Annotated in this window: 19 protein-coding genes and 1 pseudogene; 12 read left to right on the top strand and 8 right to left on the bottom strand. The window is 37.9% G+C overall.

Features of this window, described 5'->3' with window-relative positions; genetic code table 11:
* Positions 1 to 5 precede the first annotated feature (5 nt).
* A complete protein-coding gene (locus ACFO3P_RS11905; protein ID WP_212928568.1) occupies positions 6 to 233 on the top strand; it encodes a hypothetical protein in 228 nt (75 codons plus the stop codon).
* Positions 234 to 398: 165 nt separating this feature from the next.
* Positions 399 to 1,295 (top strand): Rpn family recombination-promoting nuclease/putative transposase, encoded by an 897-nt coding sequence (locus tag ACFO3P_RS11900; RefSeq protein ID WP_052484954.1) that lies wholly within the window; start codon positions 399 to 401, stop codon positions 1,293 to 1,295.
* An 854-nt stretch (positions 1,296 to 2,149) separates the two neighbouring features.
* Here ACFO3P_RS11900 and ACFO3P_RS11895 read toward each other — a convergent pair.
* The 4 genes from ACFO3P_RS11895 to ACFO3P_RS11880 form a co-directional block, all read right to left on the bottom strand.
* Positions 2,150 to 2,401, bottom strand: coding sequence for a hypothetical protein (locus ACFO3P_RS11895; protein WP_042531315.1), 252 nt, complete (start codon positions 2,399 to 2,401; stop codon positions 2,150 to 2,152).
* Positions 2,388 to 2,927 carry an RNA polymerase sigma factor gene (locus ACFO3P_RS11890; RefSeq protein ID WP_379542435.1) on the bottom strand — a complete coding sequence of 180 codons (540 nt, stop codon included), beginning with the start codon at positions 2,925 to 2,927 and terminating at the stop codon, positions 2,388 to 2,390. Before ACFO3P_RS11890 ends, ACFO3P_RS11895 begins: the two co-directional genes overlap by 14 nt.
* Entirely contained in the window at positions 2,908 to 3,285 is a 378-nt protein-coding gene (locus ACFO3P_RS11885; RefSeq protein ID WP_193062614.1) for a group-specific protein, read from the bottom strand. Before ACFO3P_RS11885 ends, ACFO3P_RS11890 begins: the two co-directional genes overlap by 20 nt.
* Positions 3,286 to 3,448: 163 nt before the next feature.
* Positions 3,449 to 3,667 carry a hypothetical protein gene (locus ACFO3P_RS11880; RefSeq protein WP_042531319.1) on the bottom strand — a complete coding sequence of 73 codons (219 nt, stop codon included), beginning with the start codon at positions 3,665 to 3,667 and terminating at the stop codon, positions 3,449 to 3,451.
* A gap of 134 nt (positions 3,668 to 3,801) precedes the next feature.
* On the opposite strand from ACFO3P_RS11880, the gene ACFO3P_RS11875 reads away from it, so the two are divergent.
* The gene (locus ACFO3P_RS11875; protein ID WP_042531321.1) at positions 3,802 to 4,350 is read left to right on the top strand and encodes a histidine phosphatase family protein; all 549 of its coding nucleotides are present in this window, start codon (positions 3,802 to 3,804) and stop codon (positions 4,348 to 4,350) included.
* A 164-nt stretch (positions 4,351 to 4,514) separates the two neighbouring features.
* On the opposite strand, the gene ACFO3P_RS11870 is transcribed toward ACFO3P_RS11875, so the two are convergent.
* Positions 4,515 to 5,174, bottom strand: coding sequence for a hypothetical protein (locus ACFO3P_RS11870; protein WP_042531323.1), 660 nt, complete (start codon positions 5,172 to 5,174; stop codon positions 4,515 to 4,517).
* A gap of 235 nt (positions 5,175 to 5,409) precedes the next feature.
* On the opposite strand from ACFO3P_RS11870, the gene ACFO3P_RS11865 reads away from it, so the two are divergent.
* From ACFO3P_RS11865 to ACFO3P_RS11845, 5 genes are all read left to right on the top strand, one after another.
* Positions 5,410 to 6,735, top strand: a complete 1,326-nt coding sequence (locus tag ACFO3P_RS11865; protein ID WP_289584694.1) for a spore germination protein — start codon at positions 5,410 to 5,412, stop codon at positions 6,733 to 6,735.
* Positions 6,722 to 7,795, top strand: coding sequence for a GerAB/ArcD/ProY family transporter (locus ACFO3P_RS11860; RefSeq protein ID WP_212928564.1), 1,074 nt, complete (start codon positions 6,722 to 6,724; stop codon positions 7,793 to 7,795). The genes ACFO3P_RS11865 and ACFO3P_RS11860 overlap by 14 nt, the downstream gene beginning before the upstream one ends.
* Positions 7,785 to 8,903: a Ger(x)C family spore germination protein gene (locus ACFO3P_RS11855; protein ID WP_289584695.1), complete on the top strand. Its 1,119-nt coding sequence runs from the start codon at positions 7,785 to 7,787 to the stop codon at positions 8,901 to 8,903. The genes ACFO3P_RS11860 and ACFO3P_RS11855 overlap by 11 nt, the downstream gene beginning before the upstream one ends.
* A gap of 275 nt (positions 8,904 to 9,178) precedes the next feature.
* On the top strand, positions 9,179 to 9,667 hold the full coding sequence (locus ACFO3P_RS11850; protein ID WP_289584696.1) for a PTS sugar transporter subunit IIA: 489 nt from the start codon (positions 9,179 to 9,181) through the stop codon (positions 9,665 to 9,667).
* A 200-nt stretch (positions 9,668 to 9,867) separates the two neighbouring features.
* Entirely contained in the window at positions 9,868 to 10,170 is a 303-nt protein-coding gene (locus tag ACFO3P_RS11845) for a hypothetical protein (protein ID WP_289584697.1), read from the top strand.
* A gap of 231 nt (positions 10,171 to 10,401) precedes the next feature.
* Here ACFO3P_RS11845 and ACFO3P_RS11840 read toward each other — a convergent pair whose 3' ends face one another.
* Positions 10,402 to 10,575: a hypothetical protein gene (locus tag ACFO3P_RS11840; protein WP_289584698.1), complete on the bottom strand. Its 174-nt coding sequence runs from the start codon at positions 10,573 to 10,575 to the stop codon at positions 10,402 to 10,404.
* Between the two features lie 136 nt (positions 10,576 to 10,711).
* Between ACFO3P_RS11840 and ACFO3P_RS11835 the strand changes: the two are divergent.
* The 4 genes and pseudogenes from ACFO3P_RS11835 to ACFO3P_RS11820 all read left to right on the top strand — a co-directional run bounded on the left by ACFO3P_RS11835 (position 10,712) and on the right by ACFO3P_RS11820 (position 14,089).
* Positions 10,712 to 11,636 (top strand): annotated as a pseudogene (locus ACFO3P_RS11835) (SDR family oxidoreductase).
* 272 nt (positions 11,637 to 11,908) lie between these two features.
* Positions 11,909 to 12,763, top strand: a complete 855-nt coding sequence (locus ACFO3P_RS11830) for a superoxide dismutase (protein ID WP_379542434.1) — start codon at positions 11,909 to 11,911, stop codon at positions 12,761 to 12,763.
* A gap of 123 nt (positions 12,764 to 12,886) precedes the next feature.
* Entirely contained in the window at positions 12,887 to 13,741 is an 855-nt protein-coding gene (locus ACFO3P_RS11825; protein WP_289584699.1) for a hypothetical protein, read from the top strand.
* Between the two features lie 174 nt (positions 13,742 to 13,915).
* Positions 13,916 to 14,089, top strand: coding sequence for a type II toxin-antitoxin system RelE/ParE family toxin (locus ACFO3P_RS11820; RefSeq protein ID WP_084612888.1), 174 nt, complete (start codon positions 13,916 to 13,918; stop codon positions 14,087 to 14,089).
* A gap of 104 nt (positions 14,090 to 14,193) precedes the next feature.
* Here the strand turns inward: ACFO3P_RS11820 and ACFO3P_RS11815 are convergent, their stop codons facing one another.
* Together ACFO3P_RS11815 and ACFO3P_RS11810 are read right to left on the bottom strand one after the other, a co-directional pair.
* Positions 14,194 to 14,916, bottom strand: coding sequence for a MerR family transcriptional regulator (locus ACFO3P_RS11815; RefSeq protein WP_193062627.1), 723 nt, complete (start codon positions 14,914 to 14,916; stop codon positions 14,194 to 14,196).
* 4 nt (positions 14,917 to 14,920) lie between these two features.
* On the bottom strand, positions 14,921 to 15,793 hold the full coding sequence (locus ACFO3P_RS11810) for an Hsp33 family molecular chaperone HslO (protein ID WP_289584701.1): 873 nt from the start codon (positions 15,791 to 15,793) through the stop codon (positions 14,921 to 14,923).
* Positions 15,794 to 15,907: the final 114 nt, after the last annotated feature.

Here is a 15,907-nt window from a genome sequence, read left to right as displayed (position 1 = left end):
ATGCCATGACATCATTTAAAGAAAGAGCCAGATATGCACGTTTTAAAAAGGTTCTGGGAGCTATTCTTGTCATGCCTATCATTGCTGTACTTGGATTTTTAGATGTCATTTCGGTATCCAATGCAGTTTCATGGTTGGCCTTAGCAGCTTTTATTGTGAGTTTAATTGTATTTTTCGTTTCATTTAAAGGAAAGAAGCCGCAAGTTCAAGGGGAGAATAATGAAAAAGATTAGTTTAGCAGTTCTTATAAGGGAGAGGAGAGCATGGTCTGTGACGATGCTCTTTTCTTATAGGGAAGTAGTATTAGTTTTTTCGAAGCAGGAATGAAAAAACTATAATTGTTTTATTTCAGAATAATTGCTAAAATAAATATAATTTAAAAGAAAGGAAGTGCTCTATTGTTTACAGTCCCCGTTATACTAGAAGAAAAAGCAGATTACATGAAACATGATCGGCTGACGAAAAAGCTGATACAAGAGTTTTTCGAGGAATTTATCGAAGGCTTCTTCCCCGACCTTCATCCCTACATTGATTTCTCCAACGTCACATTTCTTGAACAGGAAGTCTACCTGGATTATCTTGAAGGCTCCAAAAAGGAAATTGACGTGCTCGTCGAAGTAAAGTTGCATCACGAGGATAAAATTCTCCATATCCACACCGAAGCACAATCCACCCATGAGGCAGATTTCCCCGAAAGAATGTTTCTCTACTTCAGTTATCTTTACGCTAAACACCGCAAACCAATTCAACCTATCGCCGTTTTGAGTTATAATAGGAAACAAGAAGAACCCACGAAATTCAAAGTCGATACACCTACCCAAGAAGTACTTCAATTTAACTTTTTACAATTACAATTAAGAAAGAAAAACTGGAAAGAATATATTCAATCAGACAACCCGGCCGCAGCCGCATTGCTTAGTCAGATGGGCTATGAAGAACATGAGCGTGTCCAAGTAAAGTTGGAATTTCTGCGTATGATTACCCGGATGAAAATCAATCCGGCGCAAATGGAGTTTCTTTATGGTTATTTCGAAACTTATTTAAAACTAAATAAAGAGGAGGAAGAACAGATGATGGAGAAAATGGAAAACTTGCCGGAAGAGGAAAAAGAAATAGTCATGCAGCTGCCGAATTCTTATTTTGAGAGAGGAAAGCAAGAAGGAATAGAAGAAGGGATAAAAAAGCGGAACCAGGAATTAGCTTTGAAACTGATAGCAAGAGATATGTCAATCAGTGACATTGCAGAGATCACAGACTTAAGTGAAGCAGAAATTAAAAGGCTTGCTAGTGAGTAAATAAAATAGATTATCTGTTTCTATAAACAAACAAAGTGAGCTGGCTTCATTGTAAATTGGCTCACTTTGTTTATATGAAGCAAAACTTATTTAAAACTAAATAAAGAGGAGTAAGCGCAAATGATGGAGAAAATGGAAAACTTGCCGGTAAATGATGTTGTGGGAAAAGTAATTTTATATCAGTAGCCTAAAAGGGAGCGGTTATGAAACCTGCCCCTTGTCATGTGGAAGTTACGATTGAATCCAAATAAACATATAGAAGAAAACATAAATTAGTAAAAGAATGCTAACAAATAGAATCGTTTGCCACCTGGCAAAAAGAAAAGCAGCGCTCGTGTCACCAAAGGGAGTTTGTTTCCAAATAGAAAATAAAGCATCTCCGAAAATATATACAGCATTGAAAAATAAAAAAGATGCTCGCTGCCAGGCTGAAAAAAATAACTGTTTGAAAAATAAAACCCGCCATTATGTATAAAAAAGACCATTTACCCTGCGGATCATATTTTAAATAGCTCTCTATATAATTTCCGTCTTTGTCATTCGGCCCCACCCATTGCTCATCTTTCCCTTTCAACGCAACATGAAGGGGTATTCAAAAGTTTTATCTGGATATTGTCTTTATGGATTTCTACAATAAAACGGCCGGCAAGGTAATGCCCCAGCTCATGAAACCATACATGTAAGAGAAGGAGAAGGTATCCAAAGATAAGTCAAGATACTACCTGCATGAATTTACGAACCTCCCATTATTCCAGGTTATAAAACCATCTCCTAATCTAGAATCTGTAAAACTGTAGTTAAGGAAGTTGGGCAGAATTTAGTAATAGAAAGTTGCTTTACTCGCATTTTATTGTTTACATATGAATCCATAATTGAATTACACTCATCCCAACCCCTAAAGCTAAAGGAACCATTCTTGTTAAATTCAACCCGGTTAAGGTGACGGTTGCTTTTTCTAAAGGATCTTTGGCAGGGGAAGCTAAATAATGGATAAATCGCTGCCAGGCTGTTTGTTTTTGCCTGCGTTTCTGCTCAGGGACGATTACCTGAAATCGGTCCAGCTCTTCCTTTAGTTTATCTTCTTCATTAAATTCATCTTTCAGCATGAAAATCCTCCTCCAGGTTGTTTTTTAATGTATTCATTGCCGTATGTAGCCTCGATTTAACGGTACCTATCGGAATATCTAATATCGATGCAATTTCATTTTGCGGCAGGTCTTCATAATAAACCAGTAAAATAATCGCCCGCTGCTTATCAGGCAAGTCGGCAATGGCCTGCTGAACCCATAATTTTTCATCCATGCTTATCGAGTGATTAGACTGTGGTGCTAAAAAAGGCAGCAGAGAGCGCCATTTCTTTCTTCGATTTAATTTATTTATTAGTAAGCGGTAAGCAATTTGAAATAAATAAGCTTTGACTGTTCCTTTCGCAGGATTGAATGCCTGCTTTTTCTTCTGCAGGATTTCAAACGTATCATGAACAATATCGATACTGAGCTGTTCTTCTTGCGTGTAACGGTAGAGAAAACAGTAAAGCGGTTCGTACAGGCGTTCATATAATTGTGTGAAGCCTGCTTTGTCCCCATTTTTGTAAATTTCCATCCACTCTTCGTTACGCTTCATCTTCTTTATCCCCTAGGTGGGCTTTGATGGATTTTAATGTCATCGAAATACGGGAAACAAAATAACTCACAATAACAATAACCCAAGTTTGCGTTTGATTGGATAGAAATTGCACCCATGCATTTTCAACGGTTTTTCCAGCTGCAATGAAGAAAAATAAGGCTTGTGCACAGAGAATGACATAAATGGCAAGGCATAACGTGACTGTATCAAACACGTTCCACCTTAAATAAATCGTTGTTTTTTTATAATTTATTTTTCCATTTTCTTTAACAACATATTTATGATTAAATGATCTGATGATAGCAGGAATCAATATTGATAATACCCCTGCCACAATTAAAGAAATAATATATCCTTTCCCCATAATTCCCTTCCTATCTATTATATATTTTCTTTGATCAAATTCCGAGTATGACATGATGGCCAGCCAAATAAACGGACATGGATAAGGTTTGAACTATATCTCGTCAATAAGAGTTACTGTACAGGCATTATATCAAAGAAGTAAAAACATTGGATTTTATATTTTATTTTACAAGTTTCTTTTTTTCAGCATGTTTCTGATTAAATTTTTGTATATGCTTATTGTTTTTAGCGGTAAATGCAAACATGATATTAATGAATACAGAGTATAAGCTTCCTAAAAAGAATCTCCAATCATTTGTGATGAAAGAAATGATTGCGAAGAAAATAAGTACACCAGTTGTAATATAAATGGTTCGTTTTTGATATGCATTGATTTTCATTCCCTCCCCCTTGTTTACTGACTATACAAACAAACAAAGCAAAAAGTTCATAAAAAATAAAAGAAATATCATAAACTCTGTTAGGATAAAGAGAATAAATTAAATTTTTCAAAAAGAGAGGATTATTGAAGAAGATGAATAAAATAATTTACATCATCCGGCATTGTGAAGCAACAGGTCAAGCTCCTGATGCCTCCTTGACGGAAAAAGGAAAAGAGCAGGCGAAGAAGCTGGCTGTATTCCTTTCCGGCAAAAAAGTTGATCGTATCATTTCCAGCCCGTTTCTACGCGCGATACTAACGGTAGAGCCTTTTGCTGAAAAGAACAATTTAAAAATAGAGACAGATAGCCGTTTGAAAGAGAGGGTGCTCAGTACGGTTTCAATGCCAGATTGGATGGATAAACTTGAAGCAACGTATACGGATTTCGATTTAAAATATGAAGGCGGCGAAAGCAGTAAGGAAGCAACCAGGAGAATAATGCATGTAGTGAATGATTTGCGAGAAAGCGATGCGAAGAGCAGCATAATGGTGGCCCATGGAGGAATCATCTCTCTGCTTTTGCATTATTACGATAAAAGTACGGGATTTGAGGCGTGGAGAAAACTTAGTAATCCCGATATTTATAAGCTGCAGATTTCAGAAGATCATCACCAGCTTGAGCGGATATGGTTAGAAGCGTAAAGAACGAAAGATATGCAATTAATTATCCAATAATCAGTTTAACAGGTCATGAATCGCCGAAAAACGTATTTAAAAATGCAGCAACTGTCATTCAACTGGCGGTTGCTGCATTTTTAAATACTTGCTGATAAACTTCGTATTTCCTTTTTCATTCACTTCAAAAATTAGTCATCCCACCAGCTTGTTTCCATATCAATCAGCCAATGATTTTTTAATGTCAAAGCACGTTCAATAGCTGCGATGCCCCCGGCGATGAGAAGTGTCGTATTTAGCCAAGAAGGAAGAATGATTGGCGAATCAAAGGAACCAAACCGCTCTGCAATAAAGGGAATCTCCGAAATAAGCGAAGCCAGCTGCGGAAGTCCTAGTATTAAAGAAACCAGCAGAATAAAAATGGCAAACTTTCCGATAATGGCGCTGATTTCAGGGAATTTGGCATCGAAACGCATGCGCAGCCCTTCCGCTGAACGGCGATCTGGGGAGAGTACAAACTCGCGTTCATCTTCCGTAATATAATGAATTCGTTTTAAACCATATGTCGTTGCTGCAGCTTCAATAACCCCTCCAGGAACCGGAAAGACAGCTGGAGTAGAGGCTTTTGCATGGTGCTTTCCATCACGGTATAAATCGATGGACTCATTTTCATCAAAGTAATTAATATGGACTGCATAAGTATGCTTTTCTTTATCATCTTCATGAAGGTTTATATAAAAAAGGGAACGATAAAATATTTCATAAAAACGAAAGGGTTTTAACGCATGTCCATCCCCACTCTTTACTTTTTTTGCTGCTCTTTCTCTGCGCTTGCTTTTAAAACGAAACATGCTATCCTGCCTCCGAATCGTGTTCTTTTAATAGATAATACGAGAAAAGGGGGAAAAGGTTTCTTATAATTTACACATTAGTACGGTAAACCCTCTGTAAACTTCCGGGTGAATAAAGTTTCGGTGTAGAACCACCTGTTTAAAAAATTAGAAAGAACAGAGCTGCGGATTTTTGTATGAAAAAGTGCTTCCTTGCTCATAACTAAAAGATAAGATAAGAGAAAGGATGCGGACAATGGATTTCATCAATCAGATAGAAGATTTGAAACAGAAGAATAAAGATTTGCAAATGAAGTCCGTCATTATTAAAGGTATTCCTTACGATGTGGTTGGGTTTGAAAGTTTGGTGGATTTTTCGGCTACGTGGGAAATGGTGGAGACATTAGTTCGGCACGAAGAAGAAAAATCATCAGAGCCAAACAGCCTTCATTCTAAAGAAACACCTTGGAAGAAAATGGAATTTAATAAACAAATTAAAACACTCTATGAAGGAAAAGTAATTATTTGGAATCGTGAGAAAGAAATGTCATTAATTATTGATCCTGTTTCACAACCTCTATACAGAAGTATTGAAGTTCCTGTCAATGAAACCACTATTTACGGGGCAAAGGATGCATTTACAGAGAATAGTCAACAAAATATAGGGCTGTTGCGAAGTAAATATCAATCAAAAGATGTGGAAGTAATCACAACACAGCATGGAAAAAGAAACCGCCGCTTTTCTTTTCTTATTTTAAAAGGGACGACAGAGGAACACATGGTAGAGATGATTAAAAAGAAAATCGAGGATTATCCAAATGAAATCAAACAAGTCAAAGACATTCATGTTGCATTTGGTTTTTCTAAATTTTCATTAATTACCAGAGTAAATTCTACAGAGCTACCTGAAAACGCCATGGAATACATAGAGCAGGGGAAGATTGTATTCTTTATGGATGGTTATCCGTTTGCACTGGTATTGTTTAATACGGTTTTTGATGTGTTCAAGCAGCCAAGTGACAGTAACTATCTGAGTGCATTTGTGTATTCTTTATATCTTCTGCGTATTGTTGGAATTATGATTGCTGTATTGCTGCCCGGCTTATATGTCGCGCTGATTACAATAAATCCGGAAATGTTAAAAGTCCAGCTGGCCTTGTCGATAACGGAGAGCCGTCAATTTGTGCCTTATCCTGCCTTTATTGAGATCATCATTATGCTTCTTTTGATTGAATTGATTACGGAAGCTGCCGTTCGGCTGCCTCTCTCGATATCCAATACGATTGGAGTAGTAGGCGGTATTATTTTGGGACAGGCGATTGTGGAAGCCAGCCTTGTGAGTGGGGTATTGATTATTATCATTGCTGCGACGACAATTGCAAATGGAATTATCGTTAACTTTGAAAATGGGATTACGCTGCGCTTGATGAAATATATTATTGTCGTTTTCTCCGCTATGTTTGGAATTCTGGGACATGTCATCGGTCTGCTGGTTTTATGCTCCTATATTGCCCGAATCACGAGTTTTGGAGTTCCATATGTCCGATGGAAAAAGGAAGGGATTCAAAGTGAAAATCAATAATTTATTGATTATAATCTTTTTTTTAGTCACAAATATCGGAGTGATGTTTCTGCTGTATCCTAGCCTTATCCTGGATACAGTAGATAATGGACATTGGCTAATTGTTCTTATACATGGATTTTCACATATCGCTCTTTTTGGTCTGCTGTTATTTGGTGTATCCAAGTTAAAGGAACCTAATATTTTAAAAAATTTGCCCAAAAAACGTTGGGCTGTATCCCTTACTTTACTTGTGCCCATCAGCCTTTTTATTATTGGAACAGTGATTGTTGCCATCCGTACTTATGCAGAGTTTACTACAGTATTATTCTTGAATCAGACACCCATGTTTTATGTGATGGTCATCTTCATTACAACGGCTGGTTATATTGGTCTTGGTTCGATGGAAAGTATCTTCCGGACAACCTTTTTAATAGCAGCTACTTCTTCTTATGTCATTGTCGTTATTTTTATATTATCTTTTTTCAATGCGGAATGGTATAACTTCTTTCCAGCAAAGGTAAGTAACTTCGATTTCTTATTGGAGATGCCTTTTATCACAGGTTTTTTAATATTATCTCCCACCTTTTTATTTATTGCTTTTTTACCAAAAGGAAAAAAATTCAATTATAAAACGGTTTTCTGGTTTTCGTTGTTTTTGATTCCATTTATATTTATGGCTGCATACTCGCCAATGCTGGTATTTGGAAATGAAATAGCACGAAATTTCACCTTTCCATATATCGAAATGTTAGCTACGGTTGATATTGACTGGTCTATCTTTGAAACTCTGACAAGTCTCTTTGGGTTGAGTCTTCTTATCTACGCAACGTTATTTTTAGGAATGCTTCTGCATATTTTGCGGATGTTATATCAAAATATCTTCCATACCAGCAAGCTTCATGCATCGATTGCAATGGTTATTATAGTTATCCTCATTACAGCTGTAGCAAATATGATTTCTACGTGGGAGCAAGTACAATCCCATATCATTTGGATTGTGCCGCTTCGTTTTTACACCTTCATCAGTCTGCTGATCTTCATTTTTTGGATAGGAAGAAGGGATAAACATGAAACGTAATTATTGGATAAAGATAATCATTTCTTTCGTATTGCTGGCTTTATTAAGCGGATGCTGGGATTCCAGAGACATTAATTACCGTTCCACGCCTATTTTAATGGGGGTAACAAAGGATGAAGATTTGTATCATGTGTATTTAATCATACCGGTCTCTGTGGTATCTGAGCAGAGGAATTTGGCGAAGGTGGACGGCAAAGGTGCTACGATTGTGGATGCTATTGAACAAATTAAGAAAAAAATTGAAACAACCATTGATTTAGAACATATTGGTTTTGTTGTGTTAGGTGAAGAGCTGGGAAGGGAGGGGATTGGAAAAATTATTAATACCTTCATGCGCATGAGAGATATGCCGGCAACACCAACTGTGGCATTTACTAAAGAAGATATGGATACCTATATTGATCAGATGATCAATACATTTCAAAAAGTAGGAGTACCTATATTTGGGTTTTTGGAAAAACAGACTGGTTGGGAAATTTATAGTCCAGAAGTCAGTTTATGGCAGGTGTACCGAGGTATTCATTCATATACCTCTGATATTGCAGTTCCCATCATCAGCTCAAATGAAAATTTGGAAATGGATTACTTTGGCGCATCGGTTCTAAAGAATGGAAAGATCGTTGAAACATTAGATGATTTGGAAGTGCTGCTGATGAATTTATTAAATAATGAAGAAAATGTTATTAAAACGTTTATAACAATTGATGAGACAACCGATGTAGAGCTTGTTGAAAGAGAGGTGGAGTACGATTACAAATACAATGACGATGAAATCGACTTGACCATCAAGCTGGAATTTGTGATGATTGTTGCTGAAGCAGAGGATCATTTAGACGATGAAGATATTCAGAAGAAATTTGAAGAGAAAGTGGAAAAGGATACACTTCAGCTCGTTAAAAAGCTGCAGGATAAACATGCAGATGTTCTTGGAATCAGTAACCGAATCAGGAAAAACTATACTCATAATGAACTGAAAAACTTTCTCAATGAAACGTATCCGAATATAAATGTAAAAGTAGAAGTAGAAGCGGTCATCGAGAATAACGGTAAAATCCGAAATTTAAATAATGATGATTTTGAAGACTGGGATAAACAAAAACAAGATTAGTTGGAGAAAAGGGCTCCAGGTATCGTAAATATGGTATCTGGAGTTTTAGTACATTTTGTGATTTATTCCCTCGTTGACGATGATTTTTGTCTGGCTTTATCGGCGATTCTGCGTGAAAAAGAGGTTTGTAAATGAGATTAAATACTGCAGAAAGAAATGTGGAAAAGCTGGTAGATAAGCAAAGTTGATTACATGTTGGGCTCTAGCAGGCTTATTAAAGTAATTCTTGGGAACATATGATAAAATCAATGTATATCAATTTTGGAGGGATAGCTATGTTTGGGAAGCTTTTTAAAAAGAAAGAAAAACAGGAAATTGAATTATTCGCCCCAGTTGACGGGGAAGTAATTCCTTTGGAAGAAGTACCTGATCCGGTATTTGCTGAAAAAATGATGGGGGACGGAATTGCGATTAAACCATCTAACGGTAAAGTCGTATCACCTGTTGACGGAGATATTGTACAAGCGTTCCCGACAAAGCATGCTGTAGGGATTAAAGCTGACAATGGTGCGGAAATTCTAATTCATATTGGATTAGAAACGGTTGCCTTGGATGGAGAAGGATTTACCATCCATGTAAAAGAGGGAGATAAAGTGAAAAAAGGCGATGCACTTGTTGATGTGGATTTAGATGTGGTAAGTGAAAAAGCTGCAGATACGGTCACGCCAATGCTTGTTACTAATATGAGTGATATTGAAGCATTAAATAAACAAGATGTGAAGCAAGTACGTGCGAGTGAAGACGTTGTGATTACTGTTAAGTAATGTGGTAAGGTATTAAATTGGTGATTTTCCGCTTTATGGCGGGAAATCATTTTTTTATTTAAAAATTTCGTAGGGTACAGGCATGAATAACATTGCTTCTGTATGAAGTATTCAAAGGGAACATTTAAAATAATAAATGCATAGGCTGCACAGTAGGGAATTTACCTAAAATGATTCCATTTATAAGTGAGGTGGCTAATATGTCTAATCCATATAACCCAAATCAGCATATGAATTTTTATAATCAACAACAACCTCCACATTATCAGCAACAGCCGAATATGGGACAGCATTCAATGGAGCAGCAGGTGCTGTCTGCGATGTCTCCAGTAATTAACCACGGGATGCGGGAAGCGCAACATCTCGGTTATCTGCATGCATTAAGAGAGGCTGTAGCAATTGCATATTTGATGGGGCAGGGACAGGATTTTCATTCAGCGTGGCAAATGGTAGAGTCTTGGTGGAGACCGCAAACTCCGCAACAGCCTGGGACTTTTTATTAAATAATACAATAAATCAAGATAAAAATGCCGATTTCCAATCGGTGTTTTTTATTGGATTTGTAATCGTATGACGCCTTGCTGCACAAGCACACAGGCTTGTTCTGTAGAAGAAGCTGGAAAAAGCTCCGAAGAATGAAATTTTCTATGTAGGGGCTAATATTAAACTGATTAAAGTATAATATTAGCTAAAAGGAACAGATACGTAGCTTTTTAAAAATATATCGATCGGCATTAGATAATCGGATAATACTGTTCATACACAGGATGAATAAAATATGGCGGTCTGGGCCCAATTTTCGGTAGTTGAAATAGACGATTAGCAGCTGTATATAATACTTCCACTTTTTCATCGGAATGGTTTACTAATAATAACGTTACCTCTGGATTGTAATCGTATTGCTGCATCACAATTTCCTCCTTGTTTTCCTTCTTTCTCATACCTTATTCCATTTCCTCTAATATCGGAACCATGTCTTTTTTTCACTACATTCGCCCAAGTGTCATAAAGTAACCTATCCAATGATTTGCAAGGAGGATGAGGATGACACAGGATAAATCAAATAAACCAACAGATCCAACCTATCCGATGTACCCAAACTACGGGAAAATAACGCAATATGAAGAGGTCGCATTGACTGTACCAGAACAACGCCAATATCGCCAGCCGGGGCTGGAAAAATGGATGTTCCCCAGGCCGATTATTGAAAATAAGAATGAAAAAGGCAGCAATAAGCTTGTTGGCAAAGTTGCGCTAATCACAGGAGGAGACAGCGGGATGGGAGCAGCGGCTGCCATTGCTTTTGCTAAAGAAGGTGCCGATGTTGCTATTTCTTATCTTGACGAGCATGAGGATGCAAATCGGACAAAAAATCGAATTGAGGAGCTCGGACAGCGCTGTTTATTATTGCCGGGGGATGTCCGAGAAAAAAGACAGTGTGTGCATATTGTGCAGAAAACGGTTGAAACATTTGGTAAATTGGATGTTCTCTGTAATCATGTTGGAATCCAATTTCAGCAATTAAGCCTGCTGGATATTACGGATGAACAATTTGATGATACGTTTAAAGTAAATGTATATTCTCATTTTTATGTGACACGTGCTGCACTTCCGCATTTGAAAGCAGTCCATTATCAACACAGCTTCTGTCGTGGCATATGAAGGATACAAGCAATTGATGAACTATACAGCTACAAAAGGAGCTATCGTCAGCTTCTCCAGAGCATTGGCAAATAATTTAGTCGGTCAGGGAATCCGGGTAAATGCAATCGCTCCAGGACGGATATGGACACCGCTAATTCCATCCAGCTTCTCTGCAGATGAAGTGACATTGGCAGGAAACCCGATGCAGCGTCAGGGCCAGCCATTTGAGGTAGCGCCAACATTTGTTTATCTGGCTTCAGATGATTCCCGTTTTGTGACGGGGCAGACATTGCATGTAAATGGGGGACAATGGACGACATCTTAACAGAGACGATGGGAGAACTATTTTCTTCAAGTATGTAAGGGTTTGAAAAATTGCTATAAAGATAAACCATTTTCAAAACATATTATTAAAAAATACGATAGTTCCAATGAAAAACGTAAAATAAAATTAACTCAAACGTTTGTTTAACAGTCTGTTCCTGTTACAAATATTATCAGCCCAGGCCGCTTTTGCATATAGTATTAACGACTAATTTGAGGGAGGCTTTTTCATTGTCACAATATCTTCATTCAATAGAATTATGGTGTAAAGAGATGGAGCAAACATATCGGGAAGCAAGTGAATCTCTTCAAGAGGATGTCCGTAGAGATGCATTAGCTGAATGGGAAAAGGAATTCAATCAATTTCAAAAGGAGCTTACAAATCATCATGCTATAGAAGAACAGGAGGCTTACAACCAAGCGAATCATTTGTACACAAAATTTAACCAGTATATAGAACAGCACACGGAGGCAGTGCGAGCTGAAGGAAATCGTGAGAGAGTAGTTCCAATTGGAGGTCATAGGCTTCCGCCGCTTCCATACAGCTATGATGCTTTAGAGCCTTATATCGACCGCCGGATTATGGAATTGCATCATGATAAGCATCATCAGAGCTATGTGGACGGTTTAAATAAAGCGGAATTGGAAATGCAGCAGGCGCGTTGGGATAATAATTATGACCTGATTAAGCATTGGGAAAGAGAAGCAGCGTTTAACGGTGCAGGACATTATCTGCACACGATATTTTGGAAGGTGATGAGCCCGGATGGGGGCGGGGAGCCTGCGGGAGATTTACTGCATGAAATCGAGCAATCCTTTGGCAGCTATGATCAGTTTAAAGCACATTTTACAGAAGCAGCAAATCATGTAGAGGGGGGCGGCTGGGCTATTTTAGTATGGTCTCCGCGGGCAAGACGTCTGGAGATTCTTCAGGCGGAAAAGCATCAAAATTTAAGTCAATGGGATGTGGTACCTCTTCTCGTCCTTGATGTGTGGGAGCATGCCTATTATCTGCAATATGAGAATGTGAAAGAGGATTACGTAGATAATTGGTGGAATATTGTCAATTGGACGGAAGTGGAGAACCGATTTAATAAGGCAAAACAATTGAAATGGCAGCCTTTTTAATAGGCGTTATAAAATGTTTAAATTTAAGCAAATACCAAATTTTCTTTTAAAATGAAAGTTTTAGCACTCATTTTGAAGGGAAATCCTCCTGTAGATGTAAAAATGAGGGAGGACAAAAGTTGTATGAAGAAGCATTATATTTGGGCAGTCATGGTATCTTTTTTACTAATATTAGCGGCATGTAATGATACAGGGGAAAATGACGCAGAAGACAATGGCAATGGAACAGATACACCAGAAGTTGATCAAACAGAAGAGGGAGAGGTAAATGAGGAAGAAGAGCTTCTGGAGGGAGCCCTAGATGCTTTGTCTGGAATTGATCAGCGTTATGAAGAAGCAACGATTACCATGGAGATGTCCTTAGATGAGGAGCTGGAGGAAGAACTGGGAGGAGAAGAGAACGCTGAAACAGAATCTTCTACTACGATGCATATGTACTCATGGCAAATGAATAATGAAGATGGAACGGTCAGTGAACGTACGGAAATAGAGACAGATGGCAGCCCAGTAGAATATAGCGCCTCTGATGATAGTGAAACTTCCATCAATTATACAGAGGGTGATGATACGGCATACGAAATCGAAATGTTAGATGTGGAAGCAAATCCAGCAGAAATCCAAATGGAAGAAGATCAGATTCGCGAGATGATGGATACGCACAACATTACCTATGAAGGTGAGACTGCTGTTAATGAATATGATGCGCATCACTTCGTATTCACAGATGGAGAGGAGGAAATCGACTATTATTTTGATACCGAAACCTTTGTCATCGTCCAGATGGAGATGAGCTCAAATGATGGTGAGGTTACAACAAGTATGGAATTAGAGGATTATGCACTAGACTTTGATTACGATGAAGGTTTTTTCCAGTTAGAGGACGTATTGGATGATGAGATCAAGGTTGAACAGGTAGCCCCTGATGAACATATGGAAGAGCAATTGGAAGACGAAGAGACGGAGGATAATGAAGCATAAGATGTGTGATTTGCTTCTATATATTAACAAGGAAAAAACGGCTTCGTTGCAAAGGAGTCGTTTTTTTTGGTGCGAAAAAAATTATTTCATCTTCCGGAGCATTAAAGGAATAGTTTGTTGGGTTAAAGTAAAAAGAATAAATTAATGAATAAAATAGAATCGGGAATTAAGTGATTGAACCTATTTCCATTCTCTTGTGAACTGGCAAAAGATAAAATAATAAGGGGACGAGGTTATCGTAAACCTATTGTTGAGAATTATATTGTTTTCTACTTGATTAAGAACAAAAATGTATTGATTATGCGCGTTTTATTTGGCGCTCAGAAATACGATGATTTAGTAAAATGATTTTAATTAATCATAGAAAATAAAGGCTGATACAAGTCATTTTTTTCTTGGTTTGGTATCAGCCTTTTCTGGCATACAGATAGTTACTGTCGTGCATCTTTTCGCTATTCCTCCAAAGCAGCTTGAATATATCTATACAACACACTGTCCAAGCCAAAATGCAAAGCAGGCTGTGGGTTTTTAGCGTAAAACTTTTCGGCGCTCTCTATCAAGTCCTTATTTCCTCCTGAAAAAGTATCCATCAATTCTTGCCATTCCTCTGCCAAGCTCTGAACGGATGGATCCTGTGGAGATACGCCATCTTCATGCTTGTCTTTTAACGCTCCAAGCAGTTCTTTAAAGCGTTTTTCCCCTTGTTTGTATGCTTTTTTTCCTGTATGAAGATAGTGTTCTCTCATTTTATCAAGCTGTTTATTTGTAAAATAGTCGGAACGATTTAATCGAATCAATTCAAAAAGGGAGGTCAGCTCTTGGAAAGAAATAGTTTCCATCTTAGCTGCTTCCTGTTTGGTATATTCTAACTGGCTCAGCAGTTTTTCCTGAACAGCTAATTCTGCTTTGACCCGGCTAATTTGTTGATCGAGTGTATCTAATAGGTTCTCGTTGTGTGTTTGGATAATCTCCTTTATTTCCTCCAATGGTAAATACATTCTTTTCAACACGAGAATTTGCAGCAGCATCTGCATATCCTCGCTGGTGTAGCGCCGATGTCCCGCCTCTGTATAGAGAGAAGGCGAAAATAACCCGATTTGATCATAGTACCTTAGTGTACGGATGGAAAGTCCTGTCAGCGCTGCTAATTGCCCGGTTGACCAGTAATCTGGCATGTGCTCACCTCGTTTGTAAAATAGTTTGTATTTCAGAAGGGTGAAATACATAGCTTCTGCCGCAAATATGGCATGTTGTATCAATAGAAGTGCTTGCTTCCACGGCTTTTTGTAATTCTTCTGCAGATAGGGAATACAGAAAGCCATAAAACATTTCCTTCGAGCAGGAACAGGAAAATTGGATTGGCTTATGTTCCAACACTTTAGAACGATAAAAGCGCTGGTTCAACGCCTTTTCTATCTCGGCGTCATTCATGTTAAGCAGCAAAGAAGCAAGGTTTTCTGCTTCGAATTGCTCCCGTACAAAATCCAATGCACCTTCCTCAGCTCCAGGCAAGGCCTGCGCATAGATTCCATAACTTTTAAGAAGACAGCTATTCCTGTCCAATTCAATATTTGTTTGTATCATGGTATCTGTCTGCTCACTTTGTTTAAAATAATAGGCAAAATCATCGTCCATATTTTGATAAGGCATATCTGTAACCCCAGTGAATTGGCTCATTTCCAATCCTTTCATCATTCGTATGGAAGCTTTTGTCCCGATAAGGTCCTGGAGTGAGTGGTTTGAATTCTGTTGTCGGGATGCTTTTAAAAGTGCTTGGCTGACGTAGCCGCGTACATTTCCTCCTGCATCTGTATCTGCATATATTTTATGATTCTTGTTCGTTAATGTAATAACCAAGCTGATTCGCTGATTATCCTTCAGTGCTGCGGAAAGAAGGCTCAGAATGGAAACCGCTTTAGCTAAAGCAAAACAGCAGGTCTTATCCTTTATTGTACTTAACTCCATGATTTCCTGTAGCATTTTTGTGTTATCCGTAAAGTATAAACGGATACTTTTATCTAAAATAAGGGTTTTTATAATTGTATTTATCATGTGATCCGCTCCTCCCTCAATATACTTTCATTTTCTTAAAATATCGCTGTTTTTCTCTAATTTTCATTGATTAATATTAAAAACATTAGGTAAGTCAAGGAATATACCTCCATT

This window comes from Oceanobacillus aidingensis (genome assembly GCF_042654105.1).
In the GTDB taxonomy this organism is placed as follows: domain Bacteria; phylum Bacillota; class Bacilli; order Bacillales; family Amphibacillaceae; genus Oceanobacillus; species Oceanobacillus oncorhynchi.
This window is presented reverse-complemented; position numbering and strand designations above follow the sequence as displayed.

What these genes read in the sequence shown, in the direction of transcription:
- ACFO3P_RS11810 (WP_289584701.1), bottom strand. Translation starts at nt 15,793, where the DNA reads ATGATAAATACAATTATAAAAACCCTTATTTTAGATAAAAGTATCCGT.
- ACFO3P_RS11865 (WP_289584694.1), top strand. Translation starts at nt 5,410, where the DNA reads ATGGATTTCATCAATCAGATAGAAGATTTGAAACAGAAGAATAAAGAT.
- ACFO3P_RS11880 (WP_042531319.1), bottom strand. Translation starts at nt 3,667, where the DNA reads ATGAAAATCAATGCATATCAAAAACGAACCATTTATATTACAACTGGT.
- ACFO3P_RS11840 (WP_289584698.1), bottom strand. Translation starts at nt 10,575, where the DNA reads ATGCAGCAATACGATTACAATCCAGAGGTAACGTTATTATTAGTAAAC.
- ACFO3P_RS11875 (WP_042531321.1), top strand. Translation starts at nt 3,802, where the DNA reads ATGAATAAAATAATTTACATCATCCGGCATTGTGAAGCAACAGGTCAA.
- ACFO3P_RS11815 (WP_193062627.1), bottom strand. Translation starts at nt 14,916, where the DNA reads ATGCCAGATTACTGGTCAACCGGGCAATTAGCAGCGCTGACAGGACTT.
- ACFO3P_RS11830 (WP_379542434.1), top strand. Translation starts at nt 11,909, where the DNA reads ATGGAGCAAACATATCGGGAAGCAAGTGAATCTCTTCAAGAGGATGTC.
- ACFO3P_RS11825 (WP_289584699.1), top strand. Translation starts at nt 12,887, where the DNA reads ATGAAGAAGCATTATATTTGGGCAGTCATGGTATCTTTTTTACTAATA.
- ACFO3P_RS11855 (WP_289584695.1), top strand. Translation starts at nt 7,785, where the DNA reads ATGAAACGTAATTATTGGATAAAGATAATCATTTCTTTCGTATTGCTG.
- ACFO3P_RS11885 (WP_193062614.1), bottom strand. Translation starts at nt 3,285, where the DNA reads ATGGGGAAAGGATATATTATTTCTTTAATTGTGGCAGGGGTATTATCA.
- ACFO3P_RS11870 (WP_042531323.1), bottom strand. Translation starts at nt 5,174, where the DNA reads ATGTTTCGTTTTAAAAGCAAGCGCAGAGAAAGAGCAGCAAAAAAAGTA.
- ACFO3P_RS11850 (WP_289584696.1), top strand. Translation starts at nt 9,179, where the DNA reads ATGTTTGGGAAGCTTTTTAAAAAGAAAGAAAAACAGGAAATTGAATTA.
- ACFO3P_RS11845 (WP_289584697.1), top strand. Translation starts at nt 9,868, where the DNA reads ATGTCTAATCCATATAACCCAAATCAGCATATGAATTTTTATAATCAA.
- ACFO3P_RS11895 (WP_042531315.1), bottom strand. Translation starts at nt 2,401, where the DNA reads ATGCTGAAAGATGAATTTAATGAAGAAGATAAACTAAAGGAAGAGCTG.
- ACFO3P_RS11905 (WP_212928568.1), top strand. Translation starts at nt 6, where the DNA reads ATGACATCATTTAAAGAAAGAGCCAGATATGCACGTTTTAAAAAGGTT.